General features: G+C 67.1%; 15 protein-coding genes. 10 read left to right on the top strand and 5 right to left on the bottom strand.

Annotation, left to right across the window (positions count from 1 at the left end):
- Nucleotides 1-31: 31 nt before the first annotated feature.
- Nucleotides 32-3,232, bottom strand: a complete 3,201-nt coding sequence (ileS, locus tag ABD683_RS17785) for an isoleucine--tRNA ligase (protein ID WP_425548521.1) — start codon at nt 3,230-3,232, stop codon at nt 32-34.
- Between the two features lie 28 nt (nt 3,233-3,260).
- On the opposite strand from ileS, the gene ABD683_RS17780 reads away from it, so the two are divergent.
- From ABD683_RS17780 to ABD683_RS17770, 3 genes are read left to right on the top strand one after another with little or no spacing between them, the layout of a single operon-like run.
- Entirely contained in the window at nt 3,261-3,662 is a 402-nt protein-coding gene (locus tag ABD683_RS17780; protein ID WP_344771408.1) for a TraR/DksA family transcriptional regulator, read from the top strand.
- Nucleotides 3,635-4,165 carry a signal peptidase II gene (gene lspA, locus ABD683_RS17775; protein WP_344771407.1) on the top strand — a complete coding sequence of 177 codons (531 nt, stop codon included), beginning with the start codon at nt 3,635-3,637 and terminating at the stop codon, nt 4,163-4,165. Before ABD683_RS17780 ends, lspA begins: the two co-directional genes overlap by 28 nt.
- Entirely contained in the window at nt 4,162-5,103 is a 942-nt protein-coding gene (locus ABD683_RS17770; protein WP_344771406.1) for an RluA family pseudouridine synthase, read from the top strand. The genes lspA and ABD683_RS17770 overlap by 4 nt, the downstream gene beginning before the upstream one ends.
- 76 nt (nt 5,104-5,179) lie before the next feature.
- Here ABD683_RS17770 and ABD683_RS17765 read toward each other — a convergent pair whose 3' ends face one another.
- Together ABD683_RS17765 and ABD683_RS17760 are read right to left on the bottom strand one after the other, a co-directional pair.
- Nucleotides 5,180-5,743 carry a hypothetical protein gene (locus ABD683_RS17765; RefSeq protein WP_344771405.1) on the bottom strand — a complete coding sequence of 188 codons (564 nt, stop codon included), beginning with the start codon at nt 5,741-5,743 and terminating at the stop codon, nt 5,180-5,182.
- A gap of 550 nt (nt 5,744-6,293) precedes the next feature.
- Nucleotides 6,294-6,956, bottom strand: a complete 663-nt coding sequence (locus tag ABD683_RS17760; protein WP_344771404.1) for a hypothetical protein — start codon at nt 6,954-6,956, stop codon at nt 6,294-6,296.
- Nucleotides 6,957-6,997: 41 nt separating this feature from the next.
- Here ABD683_RS17760 and ABD683_RS17755 point away from each other — a divergent pair, with 41 nt between their 5' ends.
- The gene (locus tag ABD683_RS17755; protein WP_344771403.1) at nt 6,998-8,221 is read left to right on the top strand and encodes a pyridoxal phosphate-dependent aminotransferase; all 1,224 of its coding nucleotides are present in this window, start codon (nt 6,998-7,000) and stop codon (nt 8,219-8,221) included.
- A gap of 115 nt (nt 8,222-8,336) precedes the next feature.
- Here ABD683_RS17755 and ABD683_RS17750 read toward each other — a convergent pair whose 3' ends face one another.
- Complete coding sequence (locus tag ABD683_RS17750; protein WP_344771402.1) at nt 8,337-8,738, bottom strand: iron chaperone; 402 nt, start codon at nt 8,736-8,738, stop codon at nt 8,337-8,339.
- A 125-nt stretch (nt 8,739-8,863) separates the two neighbouring features.
- Here ABD683_RS17750 and dnaE point away from each other — a divergent pair, with 125 nt between their 5' ends.
- On the top strand, nt 8,864-12,391 hold the full coding sequence (dnaE, locus tag ABD683_RS17745; protein WP_344771401.1) for a DNA polymerase III subunit alpha: 3,528 nt from the start codon (nt 8,864-8,866) through the stop codon (nt 12,389-12,391).
- Nucleotides 12,388-12,897 (top strand): hypothetical protein, encoded by a 510-nt coding sequence (locus ABD683_RS17740; RefSeq protein WP_344771400.1) that lies wholly within the window; start codon nt 12,388-12,390, stop codon nt 12,895-12,897. The genes dnaE and ABD683_RS17740 overlap by 4 nt, the downstream gene beginning before the upstream one ends.
- 117 nt (nt 12,898-13,014) lie before the next feature.
- On the opposite strand, the gene ybaK is transcribed toward ABD683_RS17740, so the two are convergent.
- Nucleotides 13,015-13,506, bottom strand: a complete 492-nt coding sequence (gene ybaK / locus ABD683_RS17735) for a Cys-tRNA(Pro) deacylase (RefSeq protein WP_425548520.1) — start codon at nt 13,504-13,506, stop codon at nt 13,015-13,017.
- A gap of 25 nt (nt 13,507-13,531) precedes the next feature.
- Here ybaK and hisD point away from each other — a divergent pair, with 25 nt between their 5' ends.
- The 4 genes from hisD to hisH are packed head-to-tail and all read left to right on the top strand — an operon-like array spanning nt 13,532 to nt 17,146.
- Nucleotides 13,532-14,842 carry a histidinol dehydrogenase gene (gene hisD / locus ABD683_RS17730; protein ID WP_344771627.1) on the top strand — a complete coding sequence of 437 codons (1,311 nt, stop codon included), beginning with the start codon at nt 13,532-13,534 and terminating at the stop codon, nt 14,840-14,842.
- Nucleotides 14,842-15,918, top strand: coding sequence for a histidinol-phosphate transaminase (locus tag ABD683_RS17725; RefSeq protein ID WP_344771399.1), 1,077 nt, complete (start codon nt 14,842-14,844; stop codon nt 15,916-15,918). The genes hisD and ABD683_RS17725 overlap by 1 nt, the downstream gene beginning before the upstream one ends.
- On the top strand, nt 15,915-16,514 hold the full coding sequence (hisB, locus tag ABD683_RS17720) for an imidazoleglycerol-phosphate dehydratase HisB (RefSeq protein WP_344771398.1): 600 nt from the start codon (nt 15,915-15,917) through the stop codon (nt 16,512-16,514). Before ABD683_RS17725 ends, hisB begins: the two co-directional genes overlap by 4 nt.
- Nucleotides 16,511-17,146 (top strand): imidazole glycerol phosphate synthase subunit HisH, encoded by a 636-nt coding sequence (gene hisH / locus ABD683_RS17715; RefSeq protein ID WP_344771397.1) that lies wholly within the window; start codon nt 16,511-16,513, stop codon nt 17,144-17,146. Before hisB ends, hisH begins: the two co-directional genes overlap by 4 nt.
- Nucleotides 17,147-17,154: the final 8 nt, after the last annotated feature.

The raw sequence follows: 17,154 nt of genomic DNA, 5'->3' as shown, positions 1-17,154 counted from the left end.
GGGAGGCGGCCCGTTCGTCGTGCGTGCGGTGCTAGGCCGTCACGACGGCGAGGGTGAAGCCCAGTCCGAGGTCGTTGTCGGTGAACGTGTGGTCGACGCCTGCGTCCTGACCGATACGGGTCGCGAGCACCTCGTCGGCGATGAGCTTCTCGTGCGTCGTGATGGCCTCCGCCATTGCGGCGTCGGCAGTCCACACGACGTCGATCCGATCACTGATGTCGAAGCCGGAGGACTTGCGGGCCTCCTGGATGACCCGGATCGCCTCGCGGGCGAGACCGGCCAGTCGCAGCTCGTCGTCCAGCTCGAGGTCGAGGGCGACCGTCTCGCCCTGGTCGTTGACCACGGACCAGCCCTCACGCGGGTGCTCGGCGATGATCACGTCGTCGGGGCCGACCGTCACGGTCTCACCATCGACCTCGACCGTCGCACTGTCACCGGCTGACAGCTCGGCGGCGATGCGTCCCGCATCGGCGGCCGCGATGGCGGCGGCGACCTTGGGGGTCTCCTTGCCGAAGCGCTTGCCGAGGTTGCGGAAGTTGCCCTTGGCGGAGTGGTCGACGAGGTCGCCCGTCGTCTCGAACGACTCGAGCTCTCGTACGTTGAGCTCCTCGGCGATCTCGGCGCGCAGCTCGGGGGTCAGCACGGCGTACGCCTGCGATCCGACGACGGCGCGGCGCAGCGGCTGCCGCGTCTTGGCCTTCGCCTCGGCACGGGCAGCCCGACCCAGCTCGACGACTCGGCGTGCCAGTCGCATCTGCGCGTCGAGCGTGTCGTCGATCAGCGAGCCGTCCACCTCGGGCCAGGTGGCCAGGTGCACCGACGGCGGCAGCTCGTCGGACGTCGAGGCGAACAGGTCCTGCCAGACGCGCTCGGTGATGAACGGTGTCAGGGGAGCCATGAGCAGTGTCACGACGTACAGCGTCTCGTGGAGCGTCGTGAGCGCCGAGGCGTCGCCGGCCCAGAAGCGGCGCCGCGAACGGCGGACGTACCAGTTGGAGAGCAGGTCGACGTACGACGCGATCTGCGCGCCGGCTCGCTGCGTGTCGAACTCCTCGAGTGCCTCGGTCACCTGCTGTGCCAGACGATGTGCCTCGCCGAGGATCCAACGGTCCATCGCGGGACGGTCGGCGATCTCGAGGGCCGGGCTGCCGGGCGTCCAGTCGCTGGCGCCGGCGTAGAGGGCCTGGAACGCGGTGGTGTTCCAGTAGGTCAGCAGCACCTTGCGCACGACCTCGGTCAAGGCGCTGTTGCCGATGCGGCGGGGGGCCCACGGCGAACCGGAGCACGCCATGAACCAGCGCAGCGCGTCGGCGCCGTGCTCGTCCATCAGCGGCATCGGCAGCAGGATGTTGCCGAGGTGCTTGCTCATCTTCTTGCCGTCCTCGGCCAGGATGTGGCCGAGACAGACGACGTTCTCGTAGGAGCTCTCGTCGAACACCAGGGTGCCGACCGCCATCAGCGAGTAGAACCAGCCGCGGGTCTGGTCGATCGCCTCGCAGATGTATTGGGCCGGGTAGGCGCGCTCGAACTCCTCCTTCGAGCCGTCCACGTGCGGGTAGCCCCACTGGGCGAACGGCATCGAGCCCGAATCGAACCACGCGTCGATGACGTCGGGGACGCGGCGGTACGTTCCTGCCTCGCCCTCGACCTCGAACGTCACCTCGTCGATGAACGGGCGGTGCGGGTCGAGGTCGGACAGGTCGCGCCCGGTCAGCTGCGAGAGATCGGCGAGCGACTCGACGCAGACGAGCTTGGACGGATCGGCGTCGTTGCGCCAGATCGGCAGGGGAGTGCCCCAGTAGCGGCTGCGTGACAGCGACCAGTCGATGTTGTTGGTCAGCCAGTCCCCGTAACGGCCGTTCTTGATCGTCTCGGGGAACCAGTTGGTCTTGGCGTTCTCGGCCAGCAGCCGGTCCTTGACCTCGGTCGTGCGGATGTACCAGGCGGGAAGCGCGTAATACATCAACGGCGTGTGGCACCGCCAGCAGTGCGGGTAGGAGTGCTCATAGGCCAGCTCGTTGAACATCAGGCCGCGGGCGGCGAGGTCGTCGGCGAGCACGCGGTCTGCGGTCTTGAAGAACTGGCCGCCGACCAGCGGCACGTCGGCCTCGAAGTGGCCATCGGGGGTGATCGGGTTGACGACCGGCAGGTCGTACGCCTTGCACACCGCCATGTCGTCGGCACCGAAGGCGGGGGACTGGTGAACCAGGCCGGTGCCGTCCTCGGTCGTGACGTAGTCGCCGAGCACGACGAAGTGTGCGGGCGCCGGAAACGCGACGAGGTCGAACGGGCGCTCGTACGTCCAGCGCTCCATCTCCGTGCCGGAGAACGACTCGCCGGTGGCGGTCCAGCCCTCGCCGAGTGCCTTGGCCAGCAACGGCTCGGCGACGACGAGCGTCTCGTTGCCATCGGTCGCCACGACGTACGTGACGCCGGGATTGACCGCGACGGCGGTGTTGGAGACCAGTGTCCACGGGGTCGTGGTCCAGACCAGCATCGACGCCTTGCCGGCCAGGGGCCCCGAGGTCAGCGGGAATCGTACGTAGACCGACGGGTCGGTGATTGTCTCGTAGCCCTGCGCGAGCTCGTGGTCCGAGAGGGTGGTGCCGCAGCGCGGGCAGTAGGGCGCGACGCGGAAGTCCTCGGTCAGCAGACCCTTCTTGAAGATCGTGGAGAGCGCCCACCAGACGCTCTCGACGTACGCGGGCTCCATGGTGCGGTAGGGATGCTCCATGTCGACCCAGTAGCCCATTCGGCGTGTCATGTCCTCGAACATGTCGGTGTTGCGTACGACGGCCTCGCGGCACTTGGCGTTGAACTCGGCGATGCCGTACGCCTCGATGTCGGGCTTGCCGTTGAACCCCAGCTCCTTCTCGACCGCGATCTCGACGGGAAGGCCGTGGCAGTCCCAGCCGGCCTTGCGGTCGACGTGGTAGCCCTGCATCGTCTTGAAGCGCGGGAACACGTCCTTGAAGACGCGCGCCTCGACGTGGTGCGTTCCGGGGGTGCCGTTGGCGGTCGGCGGGCCCTCGTAGAACGTCCAGCGAGGTGCGTCGTCAGGGGTGTCGAGCGAGGCTGCGAACGTGCCCTGATCAGTCCAGAGATCGAGGATCTCGCGCTCCATCGCCGGCAGATCGACGTGGGCGGGAACGGGGCGGTAGGACGCGTGCGAGGTCACACCCTCAATTCTACGGGTGACGGGCGCCGGGCCTTCGGCGGTGCGAGTTGGCATTGTCCGAGCGGGGGTCTAACCTTCCTGCATGCCAAACACGAAGCTGGCCGTACGCGCCGACGAAAAGCCCTGGACCGCTGCTGAGGCCAAGGCCGTCCGTACGGAGCTCGAGAGCGACCTCACCCGACTGCGCGGTGAGCTCGACCAGTCGGCCCGCGAGCTGCAGGATCTCCTCCGCGACGGTGTCGACGGTGCCGGCAACGACCAGGCCGACGTGGGTTCCAAGGGCCTCGAGCGCGACGCCGAGATGTCCCTCGCCGCCAACCAGCGGGAGCTGCTCCAGCAGACCGAGAAGGCGCTCGACCGGCTCGACAAGGGTGTCTACGGCCAGTGCGAGGTGTGTGGTGAGCCGATCGGCAAGAATCGTTTGATGGCGTTCCCCCGTGCGACACTGTGCATGACATGCAAGCAGCGCGAGGAACGTCGCTGAGCCCTGACAGCGGCCCGACAACCCACACTTCAATTCGGCTCTTCGCGATCGTCGCCGCCCTGACGCTGGTGGTCGACCAGGTCACCAAGTACGTCGCGGTCGAGAAGCTGCAGGATCGTGCGCCGGTCGAGCTCATCCCCAACGTCTTGTCACTGACGTTGTTCCGCAATGCGGGTGCCGCGTTCAGCACCGGCACGGGCTTCACCCTGGTGCTGAGTCTCGTGGCGGTCGCAGTGTGCATCGCCGTCGTCCGTATGGCCACCCGCCTGCGTGACCGCGGCTGGGCGATCGGACTCGGGCTCCTGCTCGCCGGCGCCCTCGGCAACCTCGCCGACCGGATCTTCCGCCAGCCCTCGCCGTTCAAGGGACACGTCGTCGACTTCATCGACTACGGCATCTTCGTGGGCAACGTCGCCGACATCGCGCTCACGTTCGCCGCCATCATCATCGTCTGGCGCTCCTGGCGCGGCATCTCGATGGACGGCACACGTGATGCCACATGACCGAGGAGATCGAGCTCGAGCACAAGGTGCTGGCTGTCCCCGAGGGACTCGACGGGGAGCGCATCGACAGCGCCCTGGCGCGCCTGCTCGGCCTGTCCCGCACGCGTACGAGTGAGCTCGTCGCCGACGGGCACGTGCTGATCGACGGACACGCTCCGGCAAAGTCCGACCGGGTGCACCCCGGCTCGATCCTCGAGGTGTCGATCCCGGCGCCGCGTCGAGCGGTCGTCGTACCCTCCGAGGTCGAGGGCATGCGCATCGTGTTCCAGGACGACGACATCGTCGTGGTCGACAAGCCGGTCGGCGTCGCCGCCCACCCGAGTGTCGGCTGGGACGGGCCCACCGTGCTCGACCACCTGGCGGGCATCGGGGTACGCATCTCGACGTCGGGTGCCCCGGAGCGCCGCGGCATCGTGCACCGGCTCGACGTGGGCACCAGTGGACTGATGGCCGTCGCAAAGTCCGAGCACGCCTACACCGTGCTCAAGCAGGCGTTCCGTGACCGCTCGGTCGACAAGACCTATCACGCGCTCGTGCAGGGTCACCCCGATCCGCACATGGGCACGATCGACGCCCCCATCGCCCGTCACCCCAAGCACGACTTCAAGTTCACCGTGAAGGACGGCGGGCGCGAGAGCGTCACGCACTACGACACTCTCGAGGCGCACCGGTTCGCCAGCCTGCTGACGATCAACCTCGAGACGGGTCGTACGCACCAGATCCGCGTCCACATGAGCGCACTGCACCATCCGTGCGTCGGCGACCTGATGTACGGCGCCGACCCGACGCTGGCCAAGCGGGTCGGTCTCGACCGGCAGTGGCTCCACGCCTTCCGGCTCGGCTTCATCCACCCACGCACCGGCGAGCACGTCGAGTTCGAGTCGGTCTATCCCGACGACCTCGTGCACGCGCTCGAGGTCGTCCGCGCGTCCGACTAGCGCAGGCCCCCGCTGAGTGTGACGTTCGCGGGGTCCTTTTGGGATTCTTGCCCCTCAAACGTCACACTCAGCGCGTTCAGTCCCAGCGACGGCCCGGTGCCCAGGTCTGCCACCACCCCGGCTTCGCGGTCGTCCACTCGCATTTGGCTGTCGCGAGAGCGTCACGCCGTGCCGCCGCGATCCGCCCAACAGTTCGCCAGCGATCCTTGTGGTCCAGCGAGGTGACTCGTGAGACGACGAGCCCACTTCGTTCGAATTTCTCTTCGCGCCGGTTGTCTTCAGTGTGCGTCTCGCTGTCGCGGTGATGTGCACCGTCCGACTCGATGACGAGGCCCGACTGCTCGTCCAGCAGGTCGGCGATACCCAGGAGGCCCCCAAACGTGTCGAAGACGGGCACGTTGACGGCAAGCCGTGGCACTCCCGCGTCGAGCTCGGCGAGCAGACGCGTACGCGTCTCCCACGGGCTTGCCGAGCGCGCTGATCCGAGCGCGAGAGCTTTGCGCGCCTGGACCAGACCGCGGACCTTGTGGTGGCTCTGAATCACGTCGGCGACGCGCTCGATCGTCGTATGAGGTCTCGCGATCGTCGTACTCGTCGCCATGTCCAGGACCACGACAGCATCTCGAACATTCGTGGCCATCCGCATCTCGTCAAAGGCCGCCCGCGCCATCGTGGTGAGTGAAAAGGTCTCGAACTCGATGATCTCGTCCGGATGCACGAGCCCCCGGAACGGCTGGACTATTGATCGGTGCCGGAGCTGAGATCCCGGCTGGCAATGAATCAACGCGCGACGTGTTGTGCCGTGAGCGTCCAAGCCATCGAACCAGGTGTTGCCTTGTGCATGAAGCGAGGCCCAACCGCCTAGGAGGCATGACGACGTCATCAGGCCGACTGCGTCTGCAACCCGCATCAGCACCGGATCGCCTTCGACGCCCGTCGGAAGATGCAGCCCGTGGGAGCGGCGCTCGTAGCGGGGACCGCGAATCTCATCGCTAGTTGCTCCGCCTGCCAGCACACTCGCCGACCGTTGCGGGACGACAAACGGGTGCTCGGCCATGGCAGGAGTCTGCGACGATTCGAACCAACCCGCGTATGTGCGTCCACAGTCAACTCTGAGTGTGACGTTTTAGGGGGAGATCTGACCAAATACTCCCGCAAACGTCACTCTCAGCGAGTCACCACGGTGTGACCTAGGCGAGCTCCCAGACGTACCGGCTCGTGGGTACGAGGTCGAGGCCGGTGTCGGCGCCGAAACGCGCGACGCTGGTCATCAGCGTGGTGATGCGACGGTTGAGCTCCTCGTCGTCGCCGCCACTGCCGTAGAACTCGTGCACGTCGGTCAACGCCGCCATGGGAAAGAGCTCCTCGACGATTGCGGAGATCTCGGGGGCGTCGGGCGTCAGCGCCTTGTCGACGATGTTCTGGATGTAGCCGAACGTGTTCTGGGTGTCCATCGCGATCTGCGAGTGGCTGCCGATCCAGATGTCCATGTAGTCATCACGGCTCATGCCCTCGGGCCGCCGGAGCACCGCGATGTTGGCGAGCGCATCGGCGCGCTCGCCGTCGGGCACCGCGGGCGGCTCGATCGGGCGGCGCTCGGTGACCCGCCAAGCGTGCAGGCCCGCGTCGAGGTCGGTGAGGATCGCGACGGCCTCCTCCGGGTTGCCGTCGGTCCACAGCGCCACGAACGCCGTGATCGGTTCACCGGGTCCGAACCGCAACGCAGCGGCGACCGGCTCGTCGTCGACGTTGAGCTGGTATCGCGTGACACCGGTCGCGGCGAGCCGCGTACGGAGGTCGGCGTCGTCAAGGGCGAGGTCTGCGCCGTGGAAGGCGAGGATCAGTTTCGTCACGCCTGCAATCTAGTGCGAGGACGGTCGTGGACAATGGCGTTATGACCTCAATCGTGCGCCAGTCCGAGAAGTTGCGTGATGTCCTGTACGACATCCGCGGACCCGTCAACGCACGAGCCGCCACCATGGAGTCCGAGGGACAGCGCATCCTCAAGCTCAACATCGGCAATCCGCAGCCCTTCGGATTCGATGCTCCGGCCGAGATCCTGCAGGACGTCATCGCCGGACTGCCCACGGCCCAGGGCTACTCCGACTCCCGGGGTATCCAGTCAGCCCGCCGCGCCGTCGTGCACCACTACCAGCTGCAGGACGGCTTCCCAGTCATCGACATCGACGACGTCTGGCTGGGCAACGGCGTGTCCGAGCTGATCCAGATGGCGCTGCAGGCGCTGCTCGACAACGGCGACGAGGTGCTGATCCCCGTACCCGACTACCCGCTCTGGACTGCCGTCACCAACCTCGCCGGCGGCGTGCCGGTGCACTATCGCTGCGACGAGGCGAACGGCTGGAATCCCGACATCGCCGACCTCGAGTCCAAGATCACCGACCGCACCAAGGTCATTGTGGTCATCAATCCCAACAACCCCACGGGCGCCGTCTACACGCGCGAGACGCTGACCGCGATCGCCGACCTTGCCCGCAAGCACGATCTGGTGCTCATGTCGGACGAGATCTACGACAAGATCCTGTACGACGACGCCGCGCACATCCCGATGGCGAGTGTCGCTCCCGATGTCCTGACCATGACGTTCAACGGGCTGTCCAAGGCCTACCGGGTCTGTGGCTACCGCGCGGGCTGGCTGGTTGCCACCGGTCCGCTCGCCGAGGCCAAGGACTACCTCGAAGGCATCACGTTGCTCGCCTCGATGCGACTGTGCCCCAACGTGCCTGCACAGAACGCGATCCAGGTCGCTCTCGGCGGCTACCAGTCGATCAAGGAGCTGATCCTCCCCGGCGGCCGGCTCCTCGAGCAGCGCGACACCGCGGTGGCCGAGCTCAACAAGATCCCCGGCGTCAGCGTCGTCAGCCCGCGGGGTGCGTTGTACGTGTTCCCGCGGCTCGACCCCGAGGTCTACCCGATCAAGGACGACCAGAAGCTCGCGCTCGACCTGCTGGAGCAGGAGAAGATCCTGCTGACGCAGGGCACCGGCTTCAACTGGCCCGACCCCGACCACCTGCGCATCGTGACGCTGCCCTGGGCGCGCGACCTCGCCGAGGCCATCCAGCGTCTCGGGCACTTCCTCAGCGGCTACCAGCAGGCTTAGACCGCAGTCCTGGGCGTCACAAGATTCCCAGCATCACCACGAAAACTGGCACTCCTCCCTTGTTGCAACGAGGGTGAGGTGACAGGAACAGAGGTGCTGCTGGGAATCTTGTGACTCAGCGCTTCCGGCTGGCGACGTAGTCGGCGACCTCGTTGACGCGGAATCGTACGATCGCGTCGATCAGGTCGACCGGCAACGGCTCATCGAGCGGGAACCGGATCGCCGACTTGCTGGTCTTGTACGCGGCGAGCTCGTCGTTGAAGGTTGCGTACACGCCGGCCGTCGGGAAGAAGTTGAGCGACGTGTGCTCGGCGTAGCCGGCGAACTGGACCACGACGACACCGTCGGACGTGTAGGCCGGGATGTTGTAGCTGATCGTCTCCTCGGTGCCGGGAGCGGCAGCGCGGATGATCCGGCGCATCTCGACCAGTCGCTCATCCACACCCATCAGCGCGGCATCGATGTATTCGTCCACCGAGGTGAACGACCTCTTCTCGCGGTCCGGGTGCTCTGTCATGTGCTCAGTAGATCGGAGTTGGAGCCGTACACCAAACTTCCTTGGCGAGCCGTCGGAATGTGTGGGGAGCGCCCGACTAGGCTGAAGCCCTTCCCCCAAGATCACGCCGAGGAGGCCCGTTTTCGATGTCGAGTGACTCACCTTTCGTGCACCTGCACGTGCACACCGAGTACTCGATGCTGGACGGCCACGCGCTGCTCGACCCGTTGTTCGAGCGCACGTCAGAGCTCGGGATGTCTGCCATCGCCATGACCGACCACGGCAACCTGCACGGCGCCTACGACTTCTGGGCCAAGGGTCGCAAGCACGGGGTCAAGCCCATCATCGGCATGGAGGCCTATCTCGCGCCCAACATCTCGCGCCACGAGAAGAAGGCCGTCCAGTGGAACAAGGGCGGCGAGGACGACATCTCCGGCCGCGGCGCCTACACGCACATGACGTTGCTCTCGGAGACGACCGAGGGCATGCACAACCTCTTCCGCATCGCCTCCTACGCGAGCCTCGAGGGGCAATACCGCAAGCCGCGCGCCGACCGTGAGCTGCTGCAGCAGTACGGCAAGGGCATCATCGCCACGACGGGTTGCCCGTCGGGTGAGATCCAGACCTGGTTGCGCATCGGCAACTATGAGAAGGCTCGTGCCTCTGCTGCGGAGTTCCAGGACATCTTCGGCAAGGACAACTTCTTCCTCGAGCTGATGGAGCACGGGCTCGAGATCGAGGCGCGCGTACGCGACGGCCTGCTCAAGCTCAAGGCCGACCTGGGGCTCCCGGTCATCGCGACCAACGACTCGCACTACGTCTCACCCGACGATGCGACGGCCCACGACGCGTTGCTGTGCATCGGCACGGGCACGACACTGGGCGATCCCAAGCGCTTCAAGCTCGACGGTGGTGGCTACTACATCAAGTCCGCCAAGGAGATGCGTGACCTCTGGGAAGACCGCTTCGACCTCAAGGAAGCCTGTGACAACACGCTCCTGATCGCGGAGCGGTGCAACGTCGAGTTCACCGAGTCCAACGGTGGCTACATGCCGCGATTCGAGGTGCCGGCCGGGGAGACCGAGGCCAGCTGGTTCGCCAAGGAGGTCTGGAAGGGCATCGAGTCCCGCTACCCGGGAGACCTGCTGACCCCAGAGGTACGCGCCCGCACCGAGTACGAGCTCGAGGTCGTCACCGGCAAGGGCTACTGCGGCTATTACCTCGTCGTGGCCGACTTCATCAACTGGGCCAAGGACAACGGCATCCGGGTCGGGCCGGGACGCGGATCAGGCGCCGGCTCGATCGCTGCCTACGCGTTGCGCATCACCGACCTGTGCCCGCTGACGCACGGACTGATCTTCGAGCGCTTCCTCAATCCCGAACGCCCGTCGATGCCCGACTTCGACATCGACTTCGACGAGCGCCGGCGCGGCGAGGTCATTCGCTACGTCAGCAACAAGTACGGCGAGGAGCGAGTCGCCCAGATCGCGACGTTCGGCCGTCTCAAGGCCAAGGCCGCGATCAAGGACGCCAACCGGGTGCTCGACTACCCGTTCGCGATGGGCGAGCGCATCACCAAGACACTGCCCCCCGACATCATGGGCAAGGGCGTCCCGCTCAAGGAGATGTTCGACAAGTCCAACAAGCGCTACAACGATGCCGCCGAGTTCCGGGCGCTGCACGAGTCCGACGCCGAGGTCCGCAAGATCTACGAGACCGCGCTGGGCCTCGAGGGCCAGATCCGGCAATGGGGCGTCCACGCGGCCGGCGTGATCATGTCGAGCGACCCGCTGATCGACATCATGCCGATCATGAAGCGCGAGCAGGACGGCGCGGTCATCACGCAGTTCGACTACCCGATGTGCGAGGCGCTCGGGCTGGTCAAGATGGACTTCCTGGGGTTGCGCAACCTCACGGTGCTCGACGACGCGCTCGCCAACATCAAGCGCAACCGCGAGATCGACCTGGTCCTCGAAGACCTCACGTTCGACGACCCGGCGACCTACGACCTGTTGTCGCGCGGTGACACGCTCGGCGTGTTCCAGCTCGACGGCGGGCCGATGCGGGCGCTGCTGCGCAGCATGAAGCCCGACAAGTTCGAGGACATCTCGGCGGTGGGTGCGCTCTACCGGCCCGGCCCGATGGGCGCCGACTCCCACAACAAGTACGCCCACCGCAAGAACGGCCGCGAGGCGATCGATCCCATCCACCCCGAGCTCGAGAAGCCGCTGGAGAAGGTGCTCGGAGAGACGTACGGACTGATCGTCTATCAGGAGCAGGTGATGGAGATCGCCCAGGTCCTGGCCGGATTCTCTCTCGGCCAAGCCGACAACCTCCGGCGCGCGATGGGCAAGAAGAAGAAGTCCGAGCTCGACAAGCTCTACGCCGGCTTCGAGGCCGGCATGTTCGAGCGCGGCTACTCCCCGGCCGCAGTCAAGACCCTCTGGGAGATCCTGCTCCCGTTCTCCGACTATGCGTTCAACAAGGCGCACTCGGCCGCGTACGGCGTGATCTCCTACTGGACCGCCTACCTCAAGGCCAACTTCCCGGCCGAATACATGGCGGCACTGCTGACCAGCACGCGCGGTGACAAGGACAAGTCGGCGATCTATCTCAACGAGTGCCGTCGGATGGGCATCAAGGTGCTGCCGCCGGACGTCAACGAATCGGTCTCCAACTTCACGTCGGTCGGCCCCGACATCCGTTTCGGCCTGGGCGCCATCCGCAACATCGGCGAGCACGTCGTCGCCGGAATCGTCGAGGGGCGCGCGGAGGGGCCGTACGCCGACTTCGCCGACTTCCTCGACAAGGTGCCGACCCATGTCTGCAACAAGCGCGTGCTCGACTCGCTGATCAAGGCCGGGGCATTTGACTCGCTGGGCCATCGCCGGCGGGCGCTGACCTCGATCGCGGAGGAGGCGGTCGACCAGCACATCGACCTCAAGCGCAACGCCGCCATCGGCCAGGACTCGTTGTTCGGCGGCCTTGACGACGAGTTCACCGGCGTGACGGTGACGGTGCCGACGATGCCGGAGTGGGACAAGACACAGCTGCTGGCCTACGAGCGCGACATGCTGGGCCTCTATGTCTCCGACCACCCGCTGCAGGGTCTTGAGCACGTCCTCAAGGCGAGCAGCGACTGCACCGTTGGCGAGCTGCTGACCGACGCCGAGCGACCCGACGGCAGCACGGTACGCATCTGTGGTCTGATCACCGGCGTCCAGCGCCGCATGAGCAAGAAGGGTGACAGCTGGGCGTCGATCACGCTCGAGGACCTTGAGGGCGGCATCGAGGTGATGGTGTTCCCGGGCGCCTACCAGCTCGCGGTGCCGGTGCTGATCCCCGACACGATCGTCGTCGTCAAGGGCCGCATCCGGCGCAAGGATGACGGCATCGAGGTCAATGCCCTCGAGGTCACGATGCCCGCCATGGGTGACGGCCGGCCCGACACGCCGCTCGTCGTGAGCCTGCCGGTGGCGCGTTGCACGACCGACACCATCGGATCGTTCAAGCAGGTGCTGGCCGCCCACCCGGGCACCGCCGAGGTGCACCTGCGCCTGGTCGGCAACGGCACCACCAAGGTCATGCGGCTGGACGACTCGCTGCGCGTGGCGCAGTCGTCGTCGCTGATCGCCGATCTCAAAGAGCTGCTGGGTCCCCATTGTCTGTCGTGAAGCCCATTTCCGCGACGCGACTGGTGTCCACCGTCATCGCGATGCTGTTGCTGGGGGTGGCGACGGGCGTCGTGTGGGAGGCGCTGGCCAAGCCGGCCGAGTGGGAGGTGAGGGCCGACGGCAGCATCGTGCTCACCGAGATCGCCGCACGTGACCAGTTCGGTGTCATCGTCGTGTTCGTCATCGCCGGGATCATCGTCTCGTTGGTGTGGGGGATCGTGACGACCCTCGTGCTCGAGGACCTCGGCTGGAAGCTCACCCCTCTGGTCGTCATGGTGACGCTGGTGGCTGCGGTCATCGCGTGGCGCGTGGGGATCGCCCTCGGCCCGGTGGGGCCACGCGAGGCCGTCAATCCGTCGGTCGGTGATCATCTGCCGTCCAGGCTCAAGGTCGACGGCATCGCACCGTTCGTCGCGTGGCCCGTCTTCGGGGTGCTCGGAGTGCTGCTGACCACCTGGATGCGCAAGGGTGACGACGAGTACGCCGGCGTCCACCAGGGTGTCTAGGGTGTGTCTCCCAATGCACCGCCGGTTCGCGGCCCCGCATCCCGCCTGACGGCGTTGTCCTCCTGCCTCGTCAGCCGGGGCGCGGATCACCAGCGGCGGCCAATCGGGAGACAGACCCTAGCGAGCCAGCCGGGCCAGCACGGCTGACGTCACGCGCACGAGGTCGGCCGGATCGAGCTCGGCATCGAGACCACGCCGGCCACCCGACACGAACACGGTCGGCCACTTGGTTGCGGAACGGTCGACGACGGTCGGGTGCTGGCGCTTCTGGCCGAACGGCGAGATGCCACCGAGCACGTAGCCGGTCGCCCGCTGCGCCTGGGCGGCGTCGGCCATCTGCGCCTTCTTGCCGCCGAGTGCGTCCGCCAGCGCCTTGAGGTCGAGGGAGCCCATGACGGGGACGATGCCGACGCAGAGCTTGCCGTCGACGACTGCCATCAGCGTCTTGAAGACGCGTGCCGGCTCCACTCCGAGCGCCTCCGCGGCCTCCATCCCGAACGACTCCGCCCGCGGGTCGTGCGTGTAGGTGTGCGCCGTGAACGCGACGTCAGCGCGGTGGAGCGCGATGAACGCCGGTGTCGCGTCGTTGGGCTTCGTGTTGGCTCCCACATGCCCACCATAGACTTGCCGGGTGATGCGCCGCCTCGATGCGAGGAACCTCCAGCCCACTCCCGACGAAAGTCAGGGGGTCTATCGCGCTGCCGTGCCGCGGGCTGAGCTCGATGTCGAGCAGGCGCTGGCGACGGTCAAACCGATCTGCGAGGACGTACGTACGCGCGGCGTCGATGCCGTCCTCGACGCGGGCGAGAAGCTCGACGGCGTCCGCCCCGCACAGCTGCGCGTACCCGCGGAGGCGCTGGCCAAGGCCCTGGGGGAGCTGGACGCCGGTGTGCGAGCGGGACTCGAGGAGTCCGTACGTCGGCTGCGCCAGACCTGTGAGGCAGAGCTCGAGCAGACCATCACCAGCGAGCTGTCGGCCGGAGCCGTCGTCGAACGCCGCATCGTGCCGATGCAGCGCGTCGGCCTCTACGTGCCAGGCGGCCTCGCACCGCTGGTGAGCACCGTGGTCATGAACGCCGTGCCTGCCCAGGTCGCCGGGGTGCCCGGCATCGCGCTGGCCAGTCCGCCACAGAAGGAGTTCGGCGGTCTGCCGCACCCGACGATCCTCGCCGCATGCGCGCTGCTCGGCATCGACGAGGTCTACGCCGCCGGAGGAGCGCAGGCGTTGGCGATGTTCGCCTACGGCGCGGGCGAGTGTCGCGCCGTCAACCTCATCACGGGTCCCGGCAACATCTACGTCGCGGCGGCCAAGAGATACCTCCAGGGCACCGTCAGCATCGATGCGGAGGCTGGTCCGACCGAGATCGCGATCATCGCTGACGACACAGCCGATGCCGCCTTCGTCGCCGCCGACCTGATCAGCCAGGCCGAGCACGACCCGATGGCCGCCAGCGTGCTGATCACCGGCAGTGAGGCTCTCGCCGACCAGGTTGACGTGGAGCTCGAGTCGCAGGTCGCCACGGCCAAGCACGCCGACCGCATCCGTACGGCTCTCACCGGCCAGCAGTCGGCCACGGTGCTCGTACGCGACATCGACCAGGCCGTCGACGTCGCCAACGCCTATGCCGCCGAGCACCTCGAGATCCAGACGGTCGACGCCGGCGATGTCGCCGCCCGCATCGTCAACGCGGGTGCCGTGTTCGTCGGCTCCCACACCCCGGTGTCGCTCGGCGACTACGCCGCCGGATCCAACCACGTGCTGCCCACGGCGGGTTGCGCGTGCCACTCGTCGGGTCTGTCGGTGCGCGCGTTCTGCCGCAACATGCACGTCGTGACCTACTCCGCCGACGCCCTGCGCGAGGTCGGCGATCACGTCGTCGCGCTCGCCGAGGCGGAGAACCTCCCGTCGCACGGCGCCGCCGTGTCGATCCGAACGGCACGCTGATGCCGGTTCCCGACTGGGTCCCGATCCGCGACGATCTCAGGGACTTCGAGCCCTACGGTGCGCCGCAGATCCCCGACGTCATCAACCTCAACGTCAACGAGAACCCCTACGCCCCCAGCGCACAGGTCGCCGCTGACATCGCCGAGGCCGTGCGCATCGCAGCGACGGGCCTCAACCGCTACCCGGATCGGGAGGCGACGGCCTTGCGTACGGCGCTGGCCGCCTACCTCGGTCACGGACTGACGGCCGACCGGGTGTGGGCCGCCAACGGGTCCAACGAGGTCATGCTTCAGATCCTGCAGGCGTTCGGCGGACCCGGTCGTACCGCGCTGTCGTTCGCCCCGACCTACTCGATGTATCCCGAGTACGCCCGCGACACCCACACCCGCTGGGTGACCGGACAGCGCGAGGAAGACTTCACGATCGACCTCGAGCGGGCATTGGGGCTCATCGCCGCAGAGAAGCCCGACGTCGTGCTGCTGACCTCGCCCAACAACCCGACCGGGACGGCACTCCCGTTGGAGACGGTACGCGCCGTCGTGGAGGCGGCACCGGGTGTCGTGGTGGTCGACGAGGCATACGCCGAGTTCCGCCGGGCCGGCACACCCAGCGCCCTCGAGGTGCTCGACGAGTTCCCACGACTCCTGGTCTCACGCACGATGAGCAAGGCATTCGCACTGGCCGGTGGGCGGCTCGGGTACGTCGCCGCGGACGCCGCAGTCATCGACGCTCTCCGCATCGTGCGGCTGCCCTACCACCTGTCAGCCGTGACGCAGGCCGCCGCCGTGGCGGCCCTGGCGCACGGCGACGAGCTGCTGGCCAAGGTCGACGAGATCCGTACGTCCCGTGACGAGCTCGCCGCCTGGCTGAGAGGCGAGGGGCACGAGGTCGCCGAGTCGGATGCCAACTTCATCCTGTTCGGACGATTCGACGACCGACACGCCATCTGGCAGGCCCTGGTCGACCGCGGCATCCTGATACGGGAGACTGGACCCGAAGGATGGTTGCGTGTGTCAGTCGGCACGCCAGCCGAAAACGCCGCATTCAAGCAATCACTACAGGAGGTCACGGCATGACGCGCACTGCTCGCATCGAACGGAAGACCTCCGAGTCGCACGTCGTCGTCGAGGTCGATCTCGACGGGACCGGCACCAGTGACATCTCGACCGGCGTCGGTTTCTACGACCACATGCTGACGGCGTTTTCGCGTCACTCGCTGATCGACCTGACCGTACGGTCCGAAGGCGACATCCACATCGACGCGCACCACACGGTCGAGGACACCGCGATCTGCCTCGGCGAAGCACTGCGTGAAGCGCTCGGCGACAAGATCGGCATCCGCCGCTACGGTGACGCCCTCGTACCCCTCGACGAGTCCATCGCGCAGGCGGTGGTCGACGTCTCCGGACGTCCCTACTTCGTGCACTCAGGCGAGCCCGACCGCCAGATCGCCGCGATCATCGGTGGCCAATACACCGGCGCGCTCACCGGACACGTCTTCGAGTCGATCGCACACCACGCCGCGATCACGATGCACGTTCGCCTGCTCGACGGACGCGACCCGCACCACATCGCCGAGGCCCAGTTCAAGGCCGTCGCTCGTGCACTTCGCGACGCCATCGCGATCGATCCTCGCGAGTCAGGCATCCCCAGCACCAAGGGCGCGCTTTGACACGACCGCGCGTCGCGGTCCTCGACTACGGCTCAGGCAACCTCCGATCGGCAGTACGTGCCGTCGAGCGTGCCGGAGCCGACGCCGAGCTGACCAGCGACGCAAAGGTTGCCGCCGAGGCCGACGGGCTGCTGGTCCCGGGCGTCGGTGCGTACGCCGCCTGCATGGCCGGGCTGGTGGGCGTCGACGGCGTACGCATCATCGAGCGCCGGCTGATTGCGGGCCGTCCTGTGCTGGGGATCTGTGTCGGCATGCAGGTGCTGTTCGCCGAGGGCATCGAGCACGGCGTACGCACCGAGGGGTGCGGCGAGTGGCCCGGAGTGGTGGAGCGGCTGCAGGCGCCGATCGTGCCGCACATGGGCTGGAACACGGTCGTGCCCGGTGACGGATCGCAGATGTTCGCCGGCATCGAGGACGAACGGTTCTACTTCGTGCATTCCTACGGTGTTCGTGACTGGGTGCTGTCGCAGCCGCCTGCCCTCAAGCCACCCGCGGTGACGTGGACTGACTACGGCACCGACCGCTTCGTCTCGGCTGTCGAGCACGGTCCGCTGTGGGCGACACAGTTCCACCCCGAGAAGTCCGGCGACGCCGGCGCACAGCTGCTGCGCAACTGGCTCGCGACCCTCTGACCAGTCAC

The sequence above is a fragment of the Aeromicrobium panaciterrae genome, from assembly GCF_039537165.1.
Classification (GTDB): Bacteria; Actinomycetota; Actinomycetes; order Propionibacteriales; family Nocardioidaceae; genus Aeromicrobium; species Aeromicrobium panaciterrae.
The sequence above is the reverse complement of the archived record's forward strand: the minus strand, read 5'-3'. Positions and strand labels throughout refer to the sequence as shown.